The following is a 16,707-nucleotide window of genomic DNA, read 5'->3' as shown; positions in this document are numbered from 1 at the left end:
TGATCATGTTTGGTGCATCCCGTCATATCAGAAAGACCCTCAACCGGTTCCGCAATGACCAGTTCGGCGCGGCGTTGGTCGAATTCGCGATCCTTTTACCGATCCTGTTGGTGACATTTGCCCTGATCGTCGAAGGGGGGCGGATTTTCTGGTCCTACCAAAATGCGATCACGGGGGTTCGGGACACTGCCCGTTATGTTGGCCGGATCGCCCCGTCGGACCTGTGCACTGCCTCGCCAAGCGCTGCTATCGGCGATTTTCAAACCGATGTCTCAAATACACTGACGTCGCTTTCGACCACTGACATTGCTGTTGGTCTAGACTCTCTGTCCCTCGAATGCGTTGGCAACGCAGGTGAATACCGCGTTTCGCCCACACCTGTTGCCGTACTGACCGCGTCACTGACAATTTCAAATCTGCCATTTACGCCCGTGTTCCAACTGGTTGGAGGCTCGGCAACGGCGCAGATCCAAACCACGATCACAGATCGCAGCCGGGTGTTTGGACCATGATCCGCCGCATTCACAAGATAACCCGCGAAATGTCACGACTTGGCCGTCAGGAAGATGGGTCGACGGTCACTGAGCTTGCCTTTGTCCTGCCGTTGTTCCTTTTGATTTTCCTGGGCCTGATAGATTTTGGCAGATTGGCCTTCCACTATGTGGCCGCTGAAAAAACAGCACAGGTCGCCGCTCGGATGGCTGCAGTGATGCCACCCGCATGTGGCGGTGTTCCGACAACCAACAGCCGAGGCACCTATACCGATATCACCGGCCCGCGGTTCGGAACCAATTGCAGTTTCGCTGCTGGCGTCTGTGTCGAACCGGCCACCACCATATGCACCGGTGCGGCCCCCGCGAATGCAGCTGCCCAGACCACCGTGACCGACATCTGGAACATGCTTCAGTTTGCCGTTCCCAACGATCCCACCGCAACTTTTGACGAAAGCAACATCACGTTCACTTACAACTTCGACCCGGAAATGAATTTCCTGGGTGGCCCCTATGTACCGATGGTCACAGTGACAATCGAAGAGCTTCCGTTCCGGTTTGTCTCTCCGTTGGGTTCGATCGCAGCGCTGGTTTTGGGCGGTTCCACGCCGCAAACCGATGCGCTGACCACCGCGACAACGGGCTTCAAGATATTTTCCGACTTTAGCGCAACCCTTCCTGGCGAAGACCTCGCCAGCGGAGTCAACGGTTGAATTTCTAACCATGGGAGCTGAAAAATGACTCAAAAATCATTAGCCCTTATCTCTGATAATGAGGCGATTAAGAATTCAGTCGCCCAGGCCGTCGACCGGCTCGACGATCTTTCGCTCGAGACGCACTCCGGAACATTGTCTTCGGTAAACGGCCGCGCCTGTGGTCTGATGGGTGAAAATGATCTGCTGGTGTTCAGCTTTTCAGGTGAGTTGGATCTGGAAACTGTCAGCGATCTTCGTCGTAGCGCCGGTTCGCGCGGCACGTTGCTGGCACTTAGCGACCGTGACATCTCATTGACCGAAGTGCGTGCGCTGAACAAATCGGGCGTCGATGAGATTCTGCCCTATCCCATCGGGCAGGACGAACTGGCCGAGCAGATTCAGCGTCTGACGGTCGACAAATCTTTGTTGCCCACCATTTATGCGCCGCAACCGCAGCGATTGGGACAGATCATCAGCATATGCCCGGCCCGCGGTGGCATCGGTGCGTCAACGCTGTCTATTAATCTGGCCGACCAGTTGCAGGGGTATTCCGGCATCTTCCGGAAAAAGACGCAAAACAAGGTCGCTGTCGTCGATCTGGATTTGCAATTCGGTACGGTCGCAACGTCCTTGGACTTGCAGCCCTCCTCGGGGCTTCTGAGAATGGCTCAGGATGGGGTCATGCCGGACCGGACGTTCCTTCAGCAATCTCTGGTGCAACATGAATCCGGTTTGGAAGTCCTGAGCGCTCCCGAAGAATTCATTCCTCTGGATGTTCTGACACGCGAACAGGTCAGCGCGCTGATCGAGACTCTGCGTCTGGAATTCGACTTTGTCGTCATTGATCTGCCTCGGGTGCTGGTCGATTGGCTGGGTGCAGTTGTTAACGCGTCGGACCGGATGCTGATGGTGGGCGACAGCTCGGTCTCTTCGGTGCGCCAGTCCTGCCGTTTGATCGAATTCTTCACAAAAGAGCGGCTCGAACCTCCGGTTGAGATCGTCATCAGCCAAGAAACGAAACCGACATTCCGGTCAAGCCAACATGTTGAAGCCCAAAACGTGCTGGAACGCGAATTGCGGTTCTGGCTTCCCAGCGACGCGCGACACGCAAAGCAGGCGCTGGATCGGGGTCAGTTGCTGTCGCAGGCCTCAGGCAGTTGTGCCCTGTCCAAGGCGATCCGCTCGGTGGGTCGAAAAATCATAAATGAAACGATGGTCGGAAAAGCCGACCTGAGAAACAACGCAGCCTAATTGGAGTCTAAGGGATGTTTGAAAAGTTTACGCGCGCCGGACGACCCAATGAGGCCGAAGTTATCCAGCTGAATCAACGTGCCGAACCGCAGGCCCAGGACATTCAGCCAGACACTGCCGCCGAAGATACAGAACTGGCAGATTGGCTTGAGCTCAAAAGCACTTTGCACGAGGCTTTGCTGGAACGCTTGAACCTTGCAGTGATCGAAAAGGTTGAAAAAGACGTGCTGCGGCGCGAAGTCGCCGGGGTTGTCGGCAGCGCCTTATCCCAAGCGGGCAAGCCACTGAATACCGAAGACTTCAACCGCATCGTCGAAGAACTTCTGGACGAAATTCTGGGTTTTGGCCCGTTGGAGCCATTGCTTGCTGATCCAACTATCAATGACATTCTGGTTAACGGTTATCAGACGGTCTATGTCGAACGCTCTGGCCTGCTGGAACGCGTTCCGGTGCGGTTCCGGGATGAAAAGCACCTGTTGCGTGTTATCGACAAGATCGTCAGCAAGATCGGCCGACGCGTGGATGAGCGCCAGCCTTGGGTGGATGCCCGGCTGGAAGATGGCAGCCGTGTAAACGCAATCATCCGCCCGTGTTCGATTGACGGCCCCAGTGTTTCAATTCGAAAATTCGCCCAGTCGAAACTGACAATGAAAAAGCTGGTTGCAAATGGCGCTCTGAACGATGCCGCCGCACGGTTCTTGCAATCGCTGGTATTTGCGCGCCTGAATGTCCTGATTGCAGGCGGGACGGGGTCGGGTAAGACAACGATGTTGAACGCCCTGTCTTCGTATATCGACCATGGCGAGCGTGTCGTCACCATTGAAGACGCAGCCGAACTGCAACTCCAGCAGGAGCATGTTGTGCGACTGGAAACACGCCCGCCATCCCCGTCCGGCGACGGCCAGGTAATTCAGCGTGATCTGGTGCGAAACGCGCTGCGTATGCGCCCCGACAGGATCATTGTCGGAGAGGTTCGCGGAGCGGAGACCTTCGACATGCTTCAAGCCATGAATACGGGTCATGATGGCTCGATGACGACTGTACATGCAAACTCGGCGCGCGATTCATTGGGCCGTCTGGAGCAGATGGTCACGATGACGGGTATCGAATTTCCCGCCGCAGCCATTCGATCCCAGATCGCGTCGGGGCTACACTTTATTGTGCATCTGTCGCGGTTGGCGGATGGGTCGCGCCGCGTCACCAGCATTTCGGAAATAACCGGGATGGAAGGTGAGATCATCACCATGCAAGACATCTTCGTGTTCCAGAAGAAAGGCCGCGCGGAAAGCGGCGAGGTGCTTGGTAAGTTTGTTCCCACTGGGATTCGCCCGAAATGCTATGACATGCTCACAGCCGCTGGCGTCGATCTCGAACCCGAGACCTTCCGAGTATCAGGAGGCTGAGGCATGACCAGTATTAACACAGCCGAACTTCTTAACTATCTGACGCTCGCTTGCGTCTTCGTCGGAATTTTCATGCTGATTACCGGTGTGTTCCACTTTGCCCGTCGCGGTGAAAACCACTCCGAGGCCCGCAACCGCCGAATGCGCATGGTCCGGCAAGGCGTTACCGATGAAGATCGGCTCGCCTTGCTGCTTCCCGAGACCCAGACAGGGTTTTTTGCGAAGATCCCTTTTTTTGGGAACTTGCCGGATACGCTAGTTCAGGCGGGGCTGCATGTTTCAGCGAAGAATTTTGTGCTGCTTTGCCTGTTTGGTACCTTGGCGATCGCAACCGCCGGTATGATGTTTCTGCCGCCTTGGCAGACGGCCCCGATCGCACTCGTCCTGGGTGTGGTCATGCCGGCTTTGGTGGTGAAATCGCGGCAGGCTGAACGCCAAAAAGCTTTGACCAGCCAGTTGCCCGATGCGCTAGAGTTGATGGCGCGTGGCCTGAAAATTGGCCACCCGGTCAACACCTCGATCAAAGCCGTTGCGGACGAGATGCAAGACCCTATCGGGTCCGAGTTCGGCATCATTTTCGACCAGATCAGTTTTGGCGACGAATTGCCCGACGCGGTTCAGGACTTTGCTGACCGGGTCGGTTCGGAAGATGCACAGTACCTGGCGGCAAGCATGGCAATCCAACACGGCACTGGTGGCGATCTGGAGCGGATCGTGTCCGTTCTGGCTACCGTGGTCAGACGGCGCATTGCATTGCGTGCGCGGATCAAGGCCATTTCCGCAGAAGGGCGCCTGTCCGGGTTTCTTTTGTCGATCATTCCGCTGGTGATCATGGGGGTAATGTCGATCAACGCACCGGGATATTACACCGATATCAGTGACGATCCCGCATTCATCAAACTTGCAGTGCTGGTTGTCGTTCTGATGGTCTCGAACGTCATCATCCTGCACAAACTCGTCAATTTCCGTATCTGAGGGCAGTTTCATGGAACATATGCTGGAAATCATGTCGCTTCGTTTCGGTTTGCCAGCCGAAACAATTCTGCTGACCATCTTTGGCCTCGGTGTTTTGCTGGTGTTCGTTGCTGTAACCTCGGCGTTAAACCGCCGCCATCCTGCGGCCGTCCGCATCGCCAAACTGCGTGCCCAAAGATATGGGGCCCGCAACGACCGTGGACTGTTGCGGGAAACCATTGCTACACCAAAAGGCCTTTTTAGAGCAGCGCTACCCAGCAAAGAGTCTGAGCGGCGCAAGATTGAGGATCAGCTTATTCAGGCCGGGTTGACCGGCCGGAATGCCCTGCGGATCTATACGCTGACGCGGGTTTGGTTTGGGATTTTCGTGCCGATGATTGTGGGTCTGCTCATTGTTGCCTCAAGAACTCCTGGCATTCCAGTTCCCAGCCCGATTACGGACATTTTTGAATCCATCAGCAAAGCCAACGCCATACAGCTTATCGGTTTGCTGACGGCCGTCGGATATTTTCTACCCGCAGCCTGGCTGAAGCGTCGCCGTAAGGAGCGTCAGCAACGTATCCGCGACGCGTTTCCAAATGCCCTCGACCTGTTGCAGATTTCGCTTCACGCCGGTTTAGGCTTTGATGCAGCTATGACCCGAGTCGGAAACGAACTGGCGCTGGCCTCCCCTGATCTGGCCTTTGAGTTTCTGAACACACAACACGAGATTCAGGCTGGGCGTCCCCGCGCAACCGCGCTGTCTGACATGGCGCGGCGTACGGGGGTTGATGAAATCCAGTCATTTGCCACAGTCGTCCAGCAATCCATTCGCTATGGAACGAGCATGTCCGAAGCCCTGACCACCTATGCATCTGAAATGCGGGATTCCCGCGAAACCAGGGCGCAGGAACTGGCAAATCAGTTACCGGTAAAGATGTCCGCCGTTCTGGCTGCGCTGATGCTGCCGACGCTGATAATCATCACCGCCGCACCTTCGATGATTCGATACTTCCGGGGCTTCGGGGCGTAGAATTCGTGCCCGGTTCCAATGCAATAACGTGTTCAAACAATTCGCGTTTCCAAAATGAGAACAAACAGAACTCCTGTTGCGAAACTTTTTGCCCGACTTAGGGAAATAAGACTAAACTTATAAGCAGTTAAGTGGAGTCCAGCCACACAAAAAATCGAGACACAATCGACGGGTGGGGGCTTTTGTCGAAAGGGTTGATCGGGTTTCGGTCAATATTAAACGGTATGAATGGTATGTTTTCGGCGCATCGTTTCGCGCCAGATGCAATGGCACCAACTTCAGAACTTCTCAAGGTCGTAGCGGTCCTTTGCCAGGCCTCTCAGGGGAAAGTTCCACTGCTAAACGCACTGCGTGAAACGGCTCGCGCGATTGACGCGGAAGTGGTTGCAATCAGCCGGGTCGACCTGCAAGGCAATCAGAATTCGGCAAAAGTGCTGAGCTACGACGCCAATCACAAGACGCCGGACAGTTTCAGCGGTTTCGACTTCTGCATCGCGCCTGCCATCTGCGGCAACAACATGAGCCGGGCTAAACTGGGGTCGGCTTGGTTCGGCGACCTCGATGACCTTTCCGAATACGAACATCTGTCAGAGTTCTATGCGTTTCGCAGATTTCACGAGTCCGTTTCCATTTTGCTGGAAAGGCAAAATGGTGTCGCCGACTTTCTGGAATTGCATTTCATCCACCCTATCTCTTCGGCCGTGGTAGATATTCTGAGCGTTCTGGGCCATGTTCTGTCGGATTGCTGGAAGAAAAGATCTCTTGGTCGGTTTTCCGAAGCGAAGCTGAAAAACACGCGCCGAAAGCTTATCAAGAAAGAACCAAAAAGCATTTTGTCTTTGGACAACCCTTGTCGGCTGAGTCGCTCGGAATATCGGGTTTGCCTGTTACTGGCGCGGGGATTGAACAACAACGCCTTGTTGTCCGAGTTGTCGATTTCAATTTCGACACTGCGTACACATCTTCGCAATATCTACGTCAAAACAGAAACGTCATCTCAACCCGAATTGATCCATGATTTGCTGACCCCGATGGTCAAGCGCCAATCGCCAACTGCGGGTAGCGAAAATGTCGCCTGAAGTCGCGCAGCTCGCCCCTCTGATCGTCATTACTCCGCTTTTGGCTGCAATGGCATGGAATGACCTAAAGAACCTCAAGATATCCAATAAGCTGGTGATGATGATGCTCGCCGCTTTTGTCCTCTCCGCGCCCGTGTTTCTATCGTTCCACGAGACGGTGTACCGTGCGGTCTTCGGCGTTGGCGTTTTTGTCGTTGGTTTTCTTGGTTTCACGCTACGCCTGTGGGGTGGAGGGGACGTAAAGGCAATCGCCGCGCTGACATTGTTTGTGCCCAGCTACTGTCTTTTGCTGTTCTTTTACACTTTCACCCTGTCCATGGTCGTGGGCATGATGTTTGTGATCACAAGCCGCTCGATAATTGGATTTCCGGAATGCCGCTGGCTCGCGTTGCGGCCAAAAGCCGGCTATCCGATGGGTGTATCGATAGCTATGTCGGGTGTATTATTGCCCTTGGTTGCGATGGGTTTGGGGTAGTACTATCCAGGATGGTCTTAGGCCTCATAGCCAATAAATAACGGTTACTAGAGTGCTAGGGCAGAAAGGAAGGCCTTTAGGTGTCTGTCGTAGCAGGTGGCAACGCGTCTCCAGTCTTTCAACCGGCCAAACATGATCTGAGGTGGTGTGGTAAGCACCACATCGCTTTGTGAGTTGTGAGGAAAATTCATTTTGCGGTTTTCAAGATGTTGGCGACAGCGCTTAGGCAATAAAGGTGTTGGGGTTGAACCGACAAACAGCACCGTGTCGGAGCCGAATGATCGCTTTGCGATAGAAAGGCTCTCCAATTTGCGTCTGAAGAGAATGTCCGGTTGTCGCCCAAATTGATGAATGCTGCGTAACGAACCAGTGTCCAGTTTGGGCTCCAATGCGGTCGTTCGCTGCAACCGGTTCAAACGTCGGCTGTGCGGACTTTCCCAACTTTCATTCTCGCTGTATCGCAAAGTCTAAGCCAGTTCCTTTTTATCGCGCCAACTCTTCCAACATCTGACACGACACAGAGCCTGCTCGGCAATTTGCTGTCAGTTCTATAAGTGCGGCCTCCAATGCTCTCAACTCGGCGATTTTGGAGCGAACCTCGTCCAGATGGCGGGTGCCGATATGCCGAACGGCGGCGCAGTCTTCGTTTTCGCCTTCTGACAACGACAAAAGATTTTTGGCCTCAGCAATTGTGAAGCCAAGATCACGGCATCGCCTGATAAACCGGAGACGCCCAACGTCCTTTTCGGAGTACACACGTCTCCCGTTGGAAGCGCGGCGCGGCAAGGGCACGACACCTTCTCGTTCGTAATAGCGGATTGTTTCTATAGATACGCCGCTCTGCCTTGCCGCTTCACCAATCGCGATCATGTGAACTTTTTCCTCATTGATCCTGTAGTGACTACAGGATGCATATTGGCTCTTATGAAAACAAGCATCGAAAACACGTCCGGCGAAAGCGACCAGGGTCCAAGCCGCATCCTGATCAGTGCCGCTGGCCTGCTGGCATTTGTGTCTGCCTCTTGCTGTGTCTTGCCTATTGGCTTCTCGATCATCGGCCTTGGCGGTACGTGGCTGTTATATCTTGGCCCGTTTGTGGCATATCGCGTTCCAATCGTGCTCGCCTTGGGCTTAGTTCTTCTTTGGGCATGGTACAGAGTTTGGAAAAGGTGGGCGTGTGTGTCCCACCGGCGCTCTACTCTCGCCATTTTGATTGCCACAAGTGCATCATTCCTTGTGGCGGCCACCGCTCCTCTTTGGGAAGCAGAAGCCACACGCACGATGTTTTCGTTGTGGAGGGCGTCCCGGTCATGACGAAATCTCTTTGGGCAAGCTATGCAGGATCAATTTCTGCTTTGGGCGTAGCAACGTGCTGCGTGCTGCCAATGACGATGATGTTGTTGGGGCTCGGCGGAAGTTGGTTGGCGGTGTTTGGAAGGATTGCTGCTGCGAGCTACTACGTACTGGCGGCAGCATCCATAATGCTACTATTCGCTTGGGTTATCGCAGCCCGAAAAGGGACGCTGGCGCACCTGAAAGGATGGCTGGTTGGAAGCACCATATTGACCATCCTCGCTTGGATTATCGTTTTCAACGAAGCCCAAATAAACGACTACCTCATAACTTTGATGTGACGATATGAATGATCTGAATGTGACCTTGGAAAGCAAAATTACTTGCCCTAAGTGCGGCCACGCAACCGTCGAAACGATGCCGACCGATGCGTGTCAGTGGTTCTATGAATGCGCTGCCTGCAATACCGTTTTGAAGCCGTTGCCAGGGGATTGCTGCGTTTTCTGTTCCTACGGCACCGTCGCTTGCCCGCCAATCCAAGAGGGAAATACTTGTTGCGGGAGATGTCTGCGTTGGGCTCAACGCAGTCACCTGAGTCTTTCAGTCAGATGACGGCTTAGGAACGGATAGCGGTCATTGTTGGTGGTCATTCCGAGGAAATTCGCCTGAGGGTCTGCATTGACCGGCAGCGGACGTTCGCTGAAATCTGCTGAACGGCAGAATTGCGGACTTTGCCGCCATTGGCCCACTTTCACCGGAAGACCGCACACAAGCCGAAGCAGACAGTCACAAATAGACTTTGCAAACACAGCGAGGCGGGCAAAGTCGCCAATCGCGGCGGTCAAATCTGAAGAGTTTTCAATTGGAAAGGTGCGCGGAGTGCCGAGGTGAGTTCACTCCGCGCGACACTCATTCAAGTGCGTTCTTGTAGATCACCCCATCCTTCATGATGAAATCGATGTTGTTCGCGTAGTCGACGAGGATAGTCACGTCTTCAACTGGATTGCCGTCCACTAGTAGAATATCGGCATAAGCTCCCTCCGATATCACGCCCAACGGGCCATCAACGTATGGATTAAGCTTTCCTGAAAGCGCGAGCAATTCAGCAGTCTTGGACGTTGCCTGAACCAGTATTTCATAAGATGACCAGACCTCTGTCCGATACTGGAATTCATCGTTCTGTTTCGAAAGCGCAACTGGGTCTCCAATAATGTCTGTTGAGAATGCGACCTTTTCTATTCCGAAGTCCTTGATTAGCTTCATCTGGTTTCTAGCACCGGCTTGGACACTGAGAAACTTTGCCCCAGCACTAGGGCCGAGTGCTTTTGCTACTGTTTCTTCGTCCAGCCCCAGCAACGAGTAGAAGGGGACAATCCAAGCGTCGGCATCCTTGATTGCTTGTGCAGAGACTTCGGTCATTAGCTGTCCGTGTTCGATGCTGATTACGCCAGCTTCTAGTGAGCGCAGGATCGAGTCATCATTATATGCGTGGACCATGACATAAGTGTCCCAGTCCGCTGCGGCCTTAACCGAGGCTTCAAGCTCCTCAGGCAAGCCCTGTACAGTGTGCAGTGGGTCAACCGAAGAAGACACGCCGCCGCCAGCCATAACTTTTATTTGCGTAGCGCCGAGCCGCAGCGCCTCTCGCGTTGCACGCAGTACTTCTGGCACGCCATCCGCTAGGAACTCTACATGCTGATTAAAGAATGAGGGCTGCGCTCCAATAAAGTTGGGGTGCGGTTCGGTGTAAACGCGATGTTCTCCATGACCCGATGTTTGAGAGATCACAGGTCCAGACGGGTATATTCGTGGGCCGACGGCCTTTCCTCGATCAATTGCTTTTTGCAGTCCAATGGCAGGGCCTCCAGCATCCCGGACAGTTGTGAAGCCACGCAGCAACATTTTTTCTGCTTCTGACGTGGAAACAGCGCCCCAATACATCCAATCAAAGTTATCTCTTAGATCAGCCACAGGCTCAGTTATTGCCATATGTACGTGGGCATCGATCAGGCCCGGCATCAGAGTTCTGCCTCCACCGTCGATTATCCTAGCGTTGGCTACTACAAGGCGTTCAGACGATACCTCTGCGATCAGATTATCGACTACCATGACATTCGCGTTCTCAATTCTCTCTGAATTCACGCCGTCAAAAACATGCACGTTAGTAAAGAGTATTGGAAAGCTAACCTCTTGTGCGAATGTCGGAGCGGAAAGAAGTCCCGCAAAGATAACCAAGGCTGCACTTCTTGACAGTGCTCGCTTGAAACGCAGCTCAAAGGGAAAGTTCATTTTCCGATCTCCAGCTAAAGGATGTCCAAGTTGGCGATCATGCTATCAAGGTTTTTGAGAATTACTCATTGTCATTTGAGGACAATTTCAATTTTCTCTGTCCAGTAAAGATAACTAGGATGACATATGTGCGCTCAGGCTTCTCAAGTGACAATCCCAGTCATGCAGTCAAAATTTTTGTCAGCGGTAGTGGGTCGAGCTTGCGAATTGGGCGCCCACAGAGAAAAGGTCTTGGAAGGCTGCTTACTCAGGTCAGAAGTTTTATCTGGTCCTACCCAACCAATTCCTAGCGCATGTGTGTATCGCGCGTCCACCCGTGCCGCCAGACTTTCAAAAAAGCCATATCTTTGCGCAGAGATTGCTAGTCAATTTGATTGGAGTGACGGTTTCGTCCCACCTGAAACTTTGAGTTACACGCCTAGCTTGGGAGACCTGCTCGTTGCTTGGCTTCAGTTTGTGGAAGCCGTGCAAATTTCAATGAATTACACAATGACGATTGAAGATGGACGGGCCATATTGATGGGTCGCCGGATGCTTCAAGCTTCTCAACCTCCGGGCCAAGCAGACGCATGGGATATTGTTGCATGGTCTGAAATGCTGAAGACGAGATTGGGGCCAGTATGGAACAGCGCATTGGTAGAAGCACTTGTCTTTGATCCGAAAGCGATCCCGCCAACTTTTATTCCAAAAAGTCAGGTTCAAAAATGCGATGCATGGGGCCTCAGTATGTCGTTCCCCGCGTCTTGGTTGATGCAGCAGTCAAAATTTGAACGAAACGAGGCGACGGAAGCGGACAGCCCCATTCAAAAAGTACTCGACTTGGCCGACTTGTTCTCTGTGATTGACTACTCCGCATGGCCTGGCTTGGACGGATTTGCAAAATTCATCGGTTTGCATCCCAAAACGCTTCAAAGAGAACTTGCAAGACACGGCACGACAGGAGCAAATCTCGTAGACAGCGCGAAAATGCGCCAGGCGGAGCAATGGCTGACCGAGGGGCGCCTTTCTATAACAGATATCGGAAAGAACTTGGGCTACAAAAACCCAAGTGCGTTTACACGAACGTGTCGCCGTTGGTTTGGTTCGTCGCCTTACCGGTTAAGGCACGACCTCGATGTTCGATGAAATGCTCGTGAAGTAGGTCCGCTTTTCGAGCAAAATCTGAGAATAATAAATTACGAATTGATTATACAAAATGTTGGAGTATCCTATGCTGCAGCAACCACATATAGATTGACTATTCAGGAGGGGATGGTGAAAGTTCTTAGATCAGCTGTTGCAACTGCACTGACTGCAACGCTGGTAACATGCCCCAATTTGGGCGCAGCAGACCAAGTCTCGGAACAGATAGAAGCGCTTCTACGGTCAAATACGAATGCGAGTAATACACTTTCAAACAGCAAGAGTTTGGACGCAGAAATCCTTGTACCTCGTTTCTATACGGCTAGAGAATTTACGCCGGCTTGGACCGGTTTTGAATTGGTTGACGAGCTTTTTGAGGAGTTGGACGGAGCAATTGATCAGGGTTTTACGCCGAGTGACTTCAAACTAGAAGAGCTTCGATCCGCATTCAAAGCCTCACAGGATGGCGATGCCTCCAGTCGAGCTTTATTCGATATTCTGGCGACTGACGCGGCCGTAAAACTCGTACACCACTTGGTGTTTGGAAAAGTCGATCCAAATGCGCTAGACGACGCTTGGAATTTCTCAAAGCCAGTAATACAACAAGACCCTTCCGTTGTATTGAGCCACTATCTTCAAGATGAAGGCTTCAGCGCTTTAATTGAACGCATCGATATCGACAACGCGCAATATACGATGCTCGTTGATGCTTTGAGCAAATACAGAGCTATCGCATCAAAGGGAGGCTGGAACACAGTCCCCGAAGAAACGGTTCTGAAGCCGGAAATGGTGGATCCTGCCGTCGCCGAACTGCGCAAAAGGTTAGCGACAGAAGGCTACGATGGAACAAATGAATTTCCAGAAATCAGCCAAAGCGGTATAAATCCAGCTTGGGTTTATGACGATCATTTGGTGCGACAGGTAAAAACCTTTCAAAATCGTCACGGCTTGGAGGCAGATGGCGTCGTTGGTGGTAAGACCTTCGCGTCTCTCAACAAACCTGTTGAAGATCGCATAGATAAATTGCGGCTCAGCCTGGAACGAGGCCGCTGGCTCATGCGCGAAATCGACGAAGAGTTCGTGCTGGTAAACATTGCAGGCGCTCGTACTTACTTGGTCACGTCCGATGGGACGCTTTGGACCACTCGGTCGATCACAGGATCAGCCTACCGAAAAACCCCAGTGTTCCGAGATGAAATTGAATACATGGAATTCAATCCGACTTGGACTGTTCCCGCCTCGATTTTTCGGAAGGATAAGCTTTCGCGCATCCGCAAGGATCCAGCCTATCTGGCGCGCAACAATTACGTAGTTCGGAACAAAGACGGGCAGACGATTCCTGCCAACGCTGTGAACTGGGGGGCAAAGAACCCCGACGTCACTTTGGTTCAGCAGCCGGGCCCAGACAATGCGTTAGGTTTAGTCAAGTTCATGTTTCCCAATAAATACGCAGTGTACTTGCATGATACCAACGACCGCAGCCTTTTCGACCGAAATGAGCGGAACCTCAGTTCCGGCTGCGTTCGCCTTGAGTATCCGTTCGAATTTGCCAGCCTTTTGATGGAGGGAGAGCCGGACTGGAGTCGGCAAAAAATGCAATCCATTCTGGATAGCGGGAAGACAACGCGAGTTAACCTACCCGAGCCCATGCCGGTCCTTTTGACCTATTGGACTGCTTGGGTCGAAGATGGGGCCGTTCATTTCCGCGAGGACCCTTACGAGCGCGATGCTCGGATACTTGCGGCTTTGGACCGATGAACACGTCATCCTAAAAGAGATGCGCAATTTTAAGCGTGCTAAATTGCCAGTAGGATTGGTGACTTCTAATTGGCGGAAATTCGAAGCAGTGTGAGCTGCAATAGGGGAGCACATGAGGGTTTGGCTGGTTAGGATAGTCGGGTTTGTTGCATTTCTCGCATTCGCCGCAGTCGCTTTTGTTTGGCTGTTGCTTGCGGCTCCACTGTTCTCCGATATGCGGCGTGAACTTGTTGAACAAGTTCTTTCGAAACAAATTGGCCGGCCACTGTTGATCAACGATGACGTGAGCGTAGCGCTTGGACGCATTAGTCACATATACGTCGGTGGGGTGGTCATTCCGAGCCAAACAATGCCGGAGTCACCTCTTGTAGAATTGAACTTTCTGGAACTGGAGCTGGACATTGCCGCTTTGACCAACCGGCGTCTACATTTTGACAATCTGGTAGTGGAAGGGCTCCAAGCAAATCTTCTTACAGCCGCAGACGGCACAACAAGCTGGCGAAAAGGCAGGCCGACAACCAAGCCAGCTTCCGAGGAAACAGTACCAGCGGTTGATCAAAAAGACGTCGCTAGTGTTGATAGTACCGATGAGATCGACACCGAAAGCAGTGGAATCCTGAACTTTCTGAGCGACAAGAACGTCAGTTTCAAGTCAATCGGGCTAAACATCGACGACAAGGTCTCGGGCTTCTCGTTTGTGTTTGACCTACAGTCACTTGCTCTTGAACAAGCGGATCATGGACAAAGAACGAAGGTCTCTGGTTCCGGATCCGTCAACGGTCAGGGCTTCCAAATCGAAGGCGACTACCCGCACGCCGCACCGTTTACGACGCGCGCCAGTTTTGGCGAAATGACCGTAAGCTTCGATGGTGAGCCTTTCTCGGAGGACGAAGGTGGTGGCTATCGAGCTGTATTGGAGATGGACACCGGTGAATTCGGTGATTTTCTAGATGTCATCGGATTGGAACGCGTTTTGGAAGGCAATGGCCAGTTGCAGGCAGAACTCGTGTCTCAGGACGCCCTGAAGATCGAGGCGTTTACAACCACCGTAAGCCTGGAGGATGGACAGAATCTCGAAGCTGAAGGTTCAATAGATGACCTCTACACCGCTCAGGGCGTTGATCTGCTTTTCAACGCTCGGCTTCATCCTGAAGGACAGCCGCCGCCAGCAGCAAAAAGTATCCAAGAGCTGAAATTCACCGGCTTTGAAATGCATATGGTTGGATCCCTGGCTTCCTTCGAGTTCGAGAAGCTACTTTTTCAAACCAATGCGTTTGACCAAGGGTTAGACGTAATCGGTCCAGCCTCTATCGAAAGCATTCGCCGCATGCCAGACGGCCGGCTCGCCATGCTGGGCATCGCGCTGCAAGCCGGGCCAATTGAAGAGCCTGTCCTGAAAGCCGAAGGTGAAATCCTTAATCTGCTTCAGCTTCAGGACGTAACTTTCGATGGTGTGCTGAACGGACCCGCCAAGTTGATTTTGCCCAACCTTGATGAAGACTATGTTAACCAGTTCGGCGGCATCAAAGCCGATTTCAACATATCCAATGCGGGCGGGCCGGTTTCACTCAACAGGTTTAATGCGACCACTTACGGCACCGATCTCTGGGCGCTCGATCTCGCACTATCTGTCAACGAGCTAAGAGGGCTTGCCGGTCTCGATTTCGACGTGGAATTGGACATCGACGACAGCGCCGAGTTTCTGACCGCGCTCAATCTGCAACCTGTCGAAATTGGCGCATTGGCTATCAACGCTGAAACCTCTAGGCAGGGCGAAGACTTTGATGCTGCAATCCAGTTCGAAGCCGGGTCTTCGCATCTTCTTGCAGCTTTGGATGCACAGTTTCCCGAGGGCGCTTCTGTAGTTTGGGGCAACATCACGAGCGAAAAGCTCGATCTCAATGACCTGAAGAACCTGACTGCCGTACTGGATCAACTGAAAAGCTTGGTAGGAGAGGCCTCAAAGGTACCTGAATCCGAAGTTCAGCCTTTGGTTTTGCCGAAGAAGACAGGCGTCCAGCCCTTGGTGCTGCAAAAGGAAAAAGGGAAACCTGCCGATCTTCTGGATGTGCAACGCGTGCTGCGAGAAGCTGACGTCGAGGTACAGATCGAATTCAAAGAGATTGTAGGCCAAAGAGGCGTAACATCTGTTTCCAGCCAATTGTCTGCAAGAGACGGAACCGTGGATTTCGGCCCCCTTCAGATGACTTATGGTGGCGGAAACTTCAGCCTTCGGGCGGTCATGGACCTGGTAGATTCACCCGATTGGCTTTCATTGTCGGGATCGACCTCGGGCTGGGAATTCGGTGAGATCCTTGATGAATTGGGAATAGGTATTGATGCCTATGGACGTTTGAGCGGTGAGTTCAACGTTTCTGGCAGCACCTCCTCGGGCAAGGCCTTCATCAACTCGATGCGCGGCAACGCGTCTTTGTCGATGTCGGAGGGTTATATCAGCACCAGCCTATTGGAACTGGCGGGGCTGGGCATTTTCCCCTGGCTGTTTTCAGAGGAGTTCAGACAAGGCTACACCGACATCACTTGCGTGGTTGCCCCGGTTGATATCCAAGCCGGGCAAGTCAGTTCAAACTCCATCGTCATTGAAACAGGATCAGTTCAATTGGTGGCCAGGGGACAAGTGCACTGGCTGAACGACACCATTGCGATTAGAGCTGAGCCGCGGCGCGTTGGCAAACCCCTATCTCGAAGCGCTTGGCCCTTTGATGTGACTGGCCAGCTTTCGTCGCCAAAGTTCAAACTGGATGTTGGTGGGTCCAGAAACAAGGCTCCGGAAGGCGCCAATGCTATGCCTGGCGACAGGCAACCTTGTGTGCCGGACGTCAATCAATTGCAATAATTGGACG

Annotated in this window: 15 protein-coding genes and 1 pseudogene; 13 read left to right on the top strand and 3 right to left on the bottom strand. The window is 52.8% G+C overall.

The window, feature by feature from the left end; translation table 11 throughout:
- The first annotated feature begins 5 nt into the window (after window positions 1-5).
- The 8 genes from GOW92_RS06070 to GOW92_RS06035 all read left to right on the top strand — a co-directional run bounded on the left by GOW92_RS06070 (window position 6) and on the right by GOW92_RS06035 (window position 7,381).
- Entirely contained in the window at window positions 6-512 is a 507-nt protein-coding gene (locus GOW92_RS06070) for a TadE/TadG family type IV pilus assembly protein (protein WP_170558860.1), read from the top strand.
- A complete protein-coding gene (locus GOW92_RS06065; RefSeq protein WP_170558859.1) occupies window positions 509-1,204 on the top strand; it encodes a TadE/TadG family type IV pilus assembly protein in 696 nt (231 codons plus the stop codon). Before GOW92_RS06070 ends, GOW92_RS06065 begins: the two co-directional genes overlap by 4 nt.
- Window positions 1,205-1,228: 24 nt before the next feature.
- On the top strand, window positions 1,229-2,437 hold the full coding sequence (locus GOW92_RS06060; RefSeq protein ID WP_170558857.1) for an AAA family ATPase: 1,209 nt from the start codon (window positions 1,229-1,231) through the stop codon (window positions 2,435-2,437).
- 14 nt (window positions 2,438-2,451) lie between these two features.
- Window positions 2,452-3,840 carry a CpaF family protein gene (locus GOW92_RS06055; RefSeq protein ID WP_170558855.1) on the top strand — a complete coding sequence of 463 codons (1,389 nt, stop codon included), beginning with the start codon at window positions 2,452-2,454 and terminating at the stop codon, window positions 3,838-3,840.
- A 3-nt stretch (window positions 3,841-3,843) separates the two neighbouring features.
- On the top strand, window positions 3,844-4,815 hold the full coding sequence (locus GOW92_RS06050; RefSeq protein WP_170558853.1) for a type II secretion system F family protein: 972 nt from the start codon (window positions 3,844-3,846) through the stop codon (window positions 4,813-4,815).
- Window positions 4,816-4,825: 10 nt separating this feature from the next.
- Window positions 4,826-5,827, top strand: a complete 1,002-nt coding sequence (locus GOW92_RS06045) for a type II secretion system F family protein (protein ID WP_170558851.1) — start codon at window positions 4,826-4,828, stop codon at window positions 5,825-5,827.
- Window positions 5,828-6,051: 224 nt separating this feature from the next.
- Window positions 6,052-6,906, top strand: coding sequence for a helix-turn-helix transcriptional regulator (locus GOW92_RS06040; RefSeq protein ID WP_170558849.1), 855 nt, complete (start codon window positions 6,052-6,054; stop codon window positions 6,904-6,906).
- Window positions 6,896-7,381, top strand: a complete 486-nt coding sequence (locus GOW92_RS06035; RefSeq protein ID WP_170558847.1) for a prepilin peptidase — start codon at window positions 6,896-6,898, stop codon at window positions 7,379-7,381. Before GOW92_RS06040 ends, GOW92_RS06035 begins: the two co-directional genes overlap by 11 nt.
- A gap of 24 nt (window positions 7,382-7,405) precedes the next feature.
- Here the strand turns inward: GOW92_RS06035 and GOW92_RS06030 are convergent.
- Both GOW92_RS06030 and GOW92_RS06025 read right to left on the bottom strand, forming a co-directional pair.
- Window positions 7,406-7,521 (bottom strand): annotated as a pseudogene (locus GOW92_RS06030) (IS5/IS1182 family transposase); the annotation flags it as partial.
- A 343-nt stretch (window positions 7,522-7,864) separates the two neighbouring features.
- The gene (locus GOW92_RS06025) at window positions 7,865-8,251 is read right to left on the bottom strand and encodes a MerR family transcriptional regulator (protein ID WP_170558845.1); all 387 of its coding nucleotides are present in this window, start codon (window positions 8,249-8,251) and stop codon (window positions 7,865-7,867) included.
- A gap of 440 nt (window positions 8,252-8,691) precedes the next feature.
- Here GOW92_RS06025 and GOW92_RS06020 point away from each other — a divergent pair, with 440 nt between their 5' ends.
- On the top strand, window positions 8,692-9,015 hold the full coding sequence (locus tag GOW92_RS06020; RefSeq protein WP_170558843.1) for a hypothetical protein: 324 nt from the start codon (window positions 8,692-8,694) through the stop codon (window positions 9,013-9,015).
- A 4-nt stretch (window positions 9,016-9,019) separates the two neighbouring features.
- Complete coding sequence (locus GOW92_RS24860) at window positions 9,020-9,286, top strand: GDCCVxC domain-containing (seleno)protein (protein ID WP_254452904.1); 267 nt, start codon at window positions 9,020-9,022, stop codon at window positions 9,284-9,286.
- Window positions 9,287-9,583: 297 nt separating this feature from the next.
- Here GOW92_RS24860 and GOW92_RS06015 read toward each other — a convergent pair whose 3' ends face one another.
- A complete protein-coding gene (locus GOW92_RS06015; protein ID WP_170558841.1) occupies window positions 9,584-10,963 on the bottom strand; it encodes a metal-dependent hydrolase family protein in 1,380 nt (459 codons plus the stop codon).
- A gap of 423 nt (window positions 10,964-11,386) precedes the next feature.
- Here GOW92_RS06015 and GOW92_RS06010 point away from each other — a divergent pair, with 423 nt between their 5' ends.
- From GOW92_RS06010 to GOW92_RS06000, 3 genes are all read left to right on the top strand, one after another.
- Window positions 11,387-12,088, top strand: a complete 702-nt coding sequence (locus GOW92_RS06010; RefSeq protein WP_170558839.1) for a helix-turn-helix transcriptional regulator — start codon at window positions 11,387-11,389, stop codon at window positions 12,086-12,088.
- A 129-nt stretch (window positions 12,089-12,217) separates the two neighbouring features.
- Window positions 12,218-13,843, top strand: coding sequence for a murein L,D-transpeptidase (locus GOW92_RS06005; RefSeq protein WP_368040252.1), 1,626 nt, complete (start codon window positions 12,218-12,220; stop codon window positions 13,841-13,843).
- A gap of 349 nt (window positions 13,844-14,192) precedes the next feature.
- Window positions 14,193-16,700, top strand: coding sequence for an AsmA family protein (locus GOW92_RS06000; RefSeq protein WP_254452903.1), 2,508 nt, complete (start codon window positions 14,193-14,195; stop codon window positions 16,698-16,700).
- Window positions 16,701-16,707: the final 7 nt, after the last annotated feature.

It is taken from the genome of Ruegeria atlantica, assembly GCF_013032505.1.
Taxonomy (GTDB): Bacteria; Pseudomonadota; Alphaproteobacteria; order Rhodobacterales; family Rhodobacteraceae; genus Ruegeria; species Ruegeria atlantica_F.
This window is presented reverse-complemented; position numbering and strand designations above follow the sequence as displayed.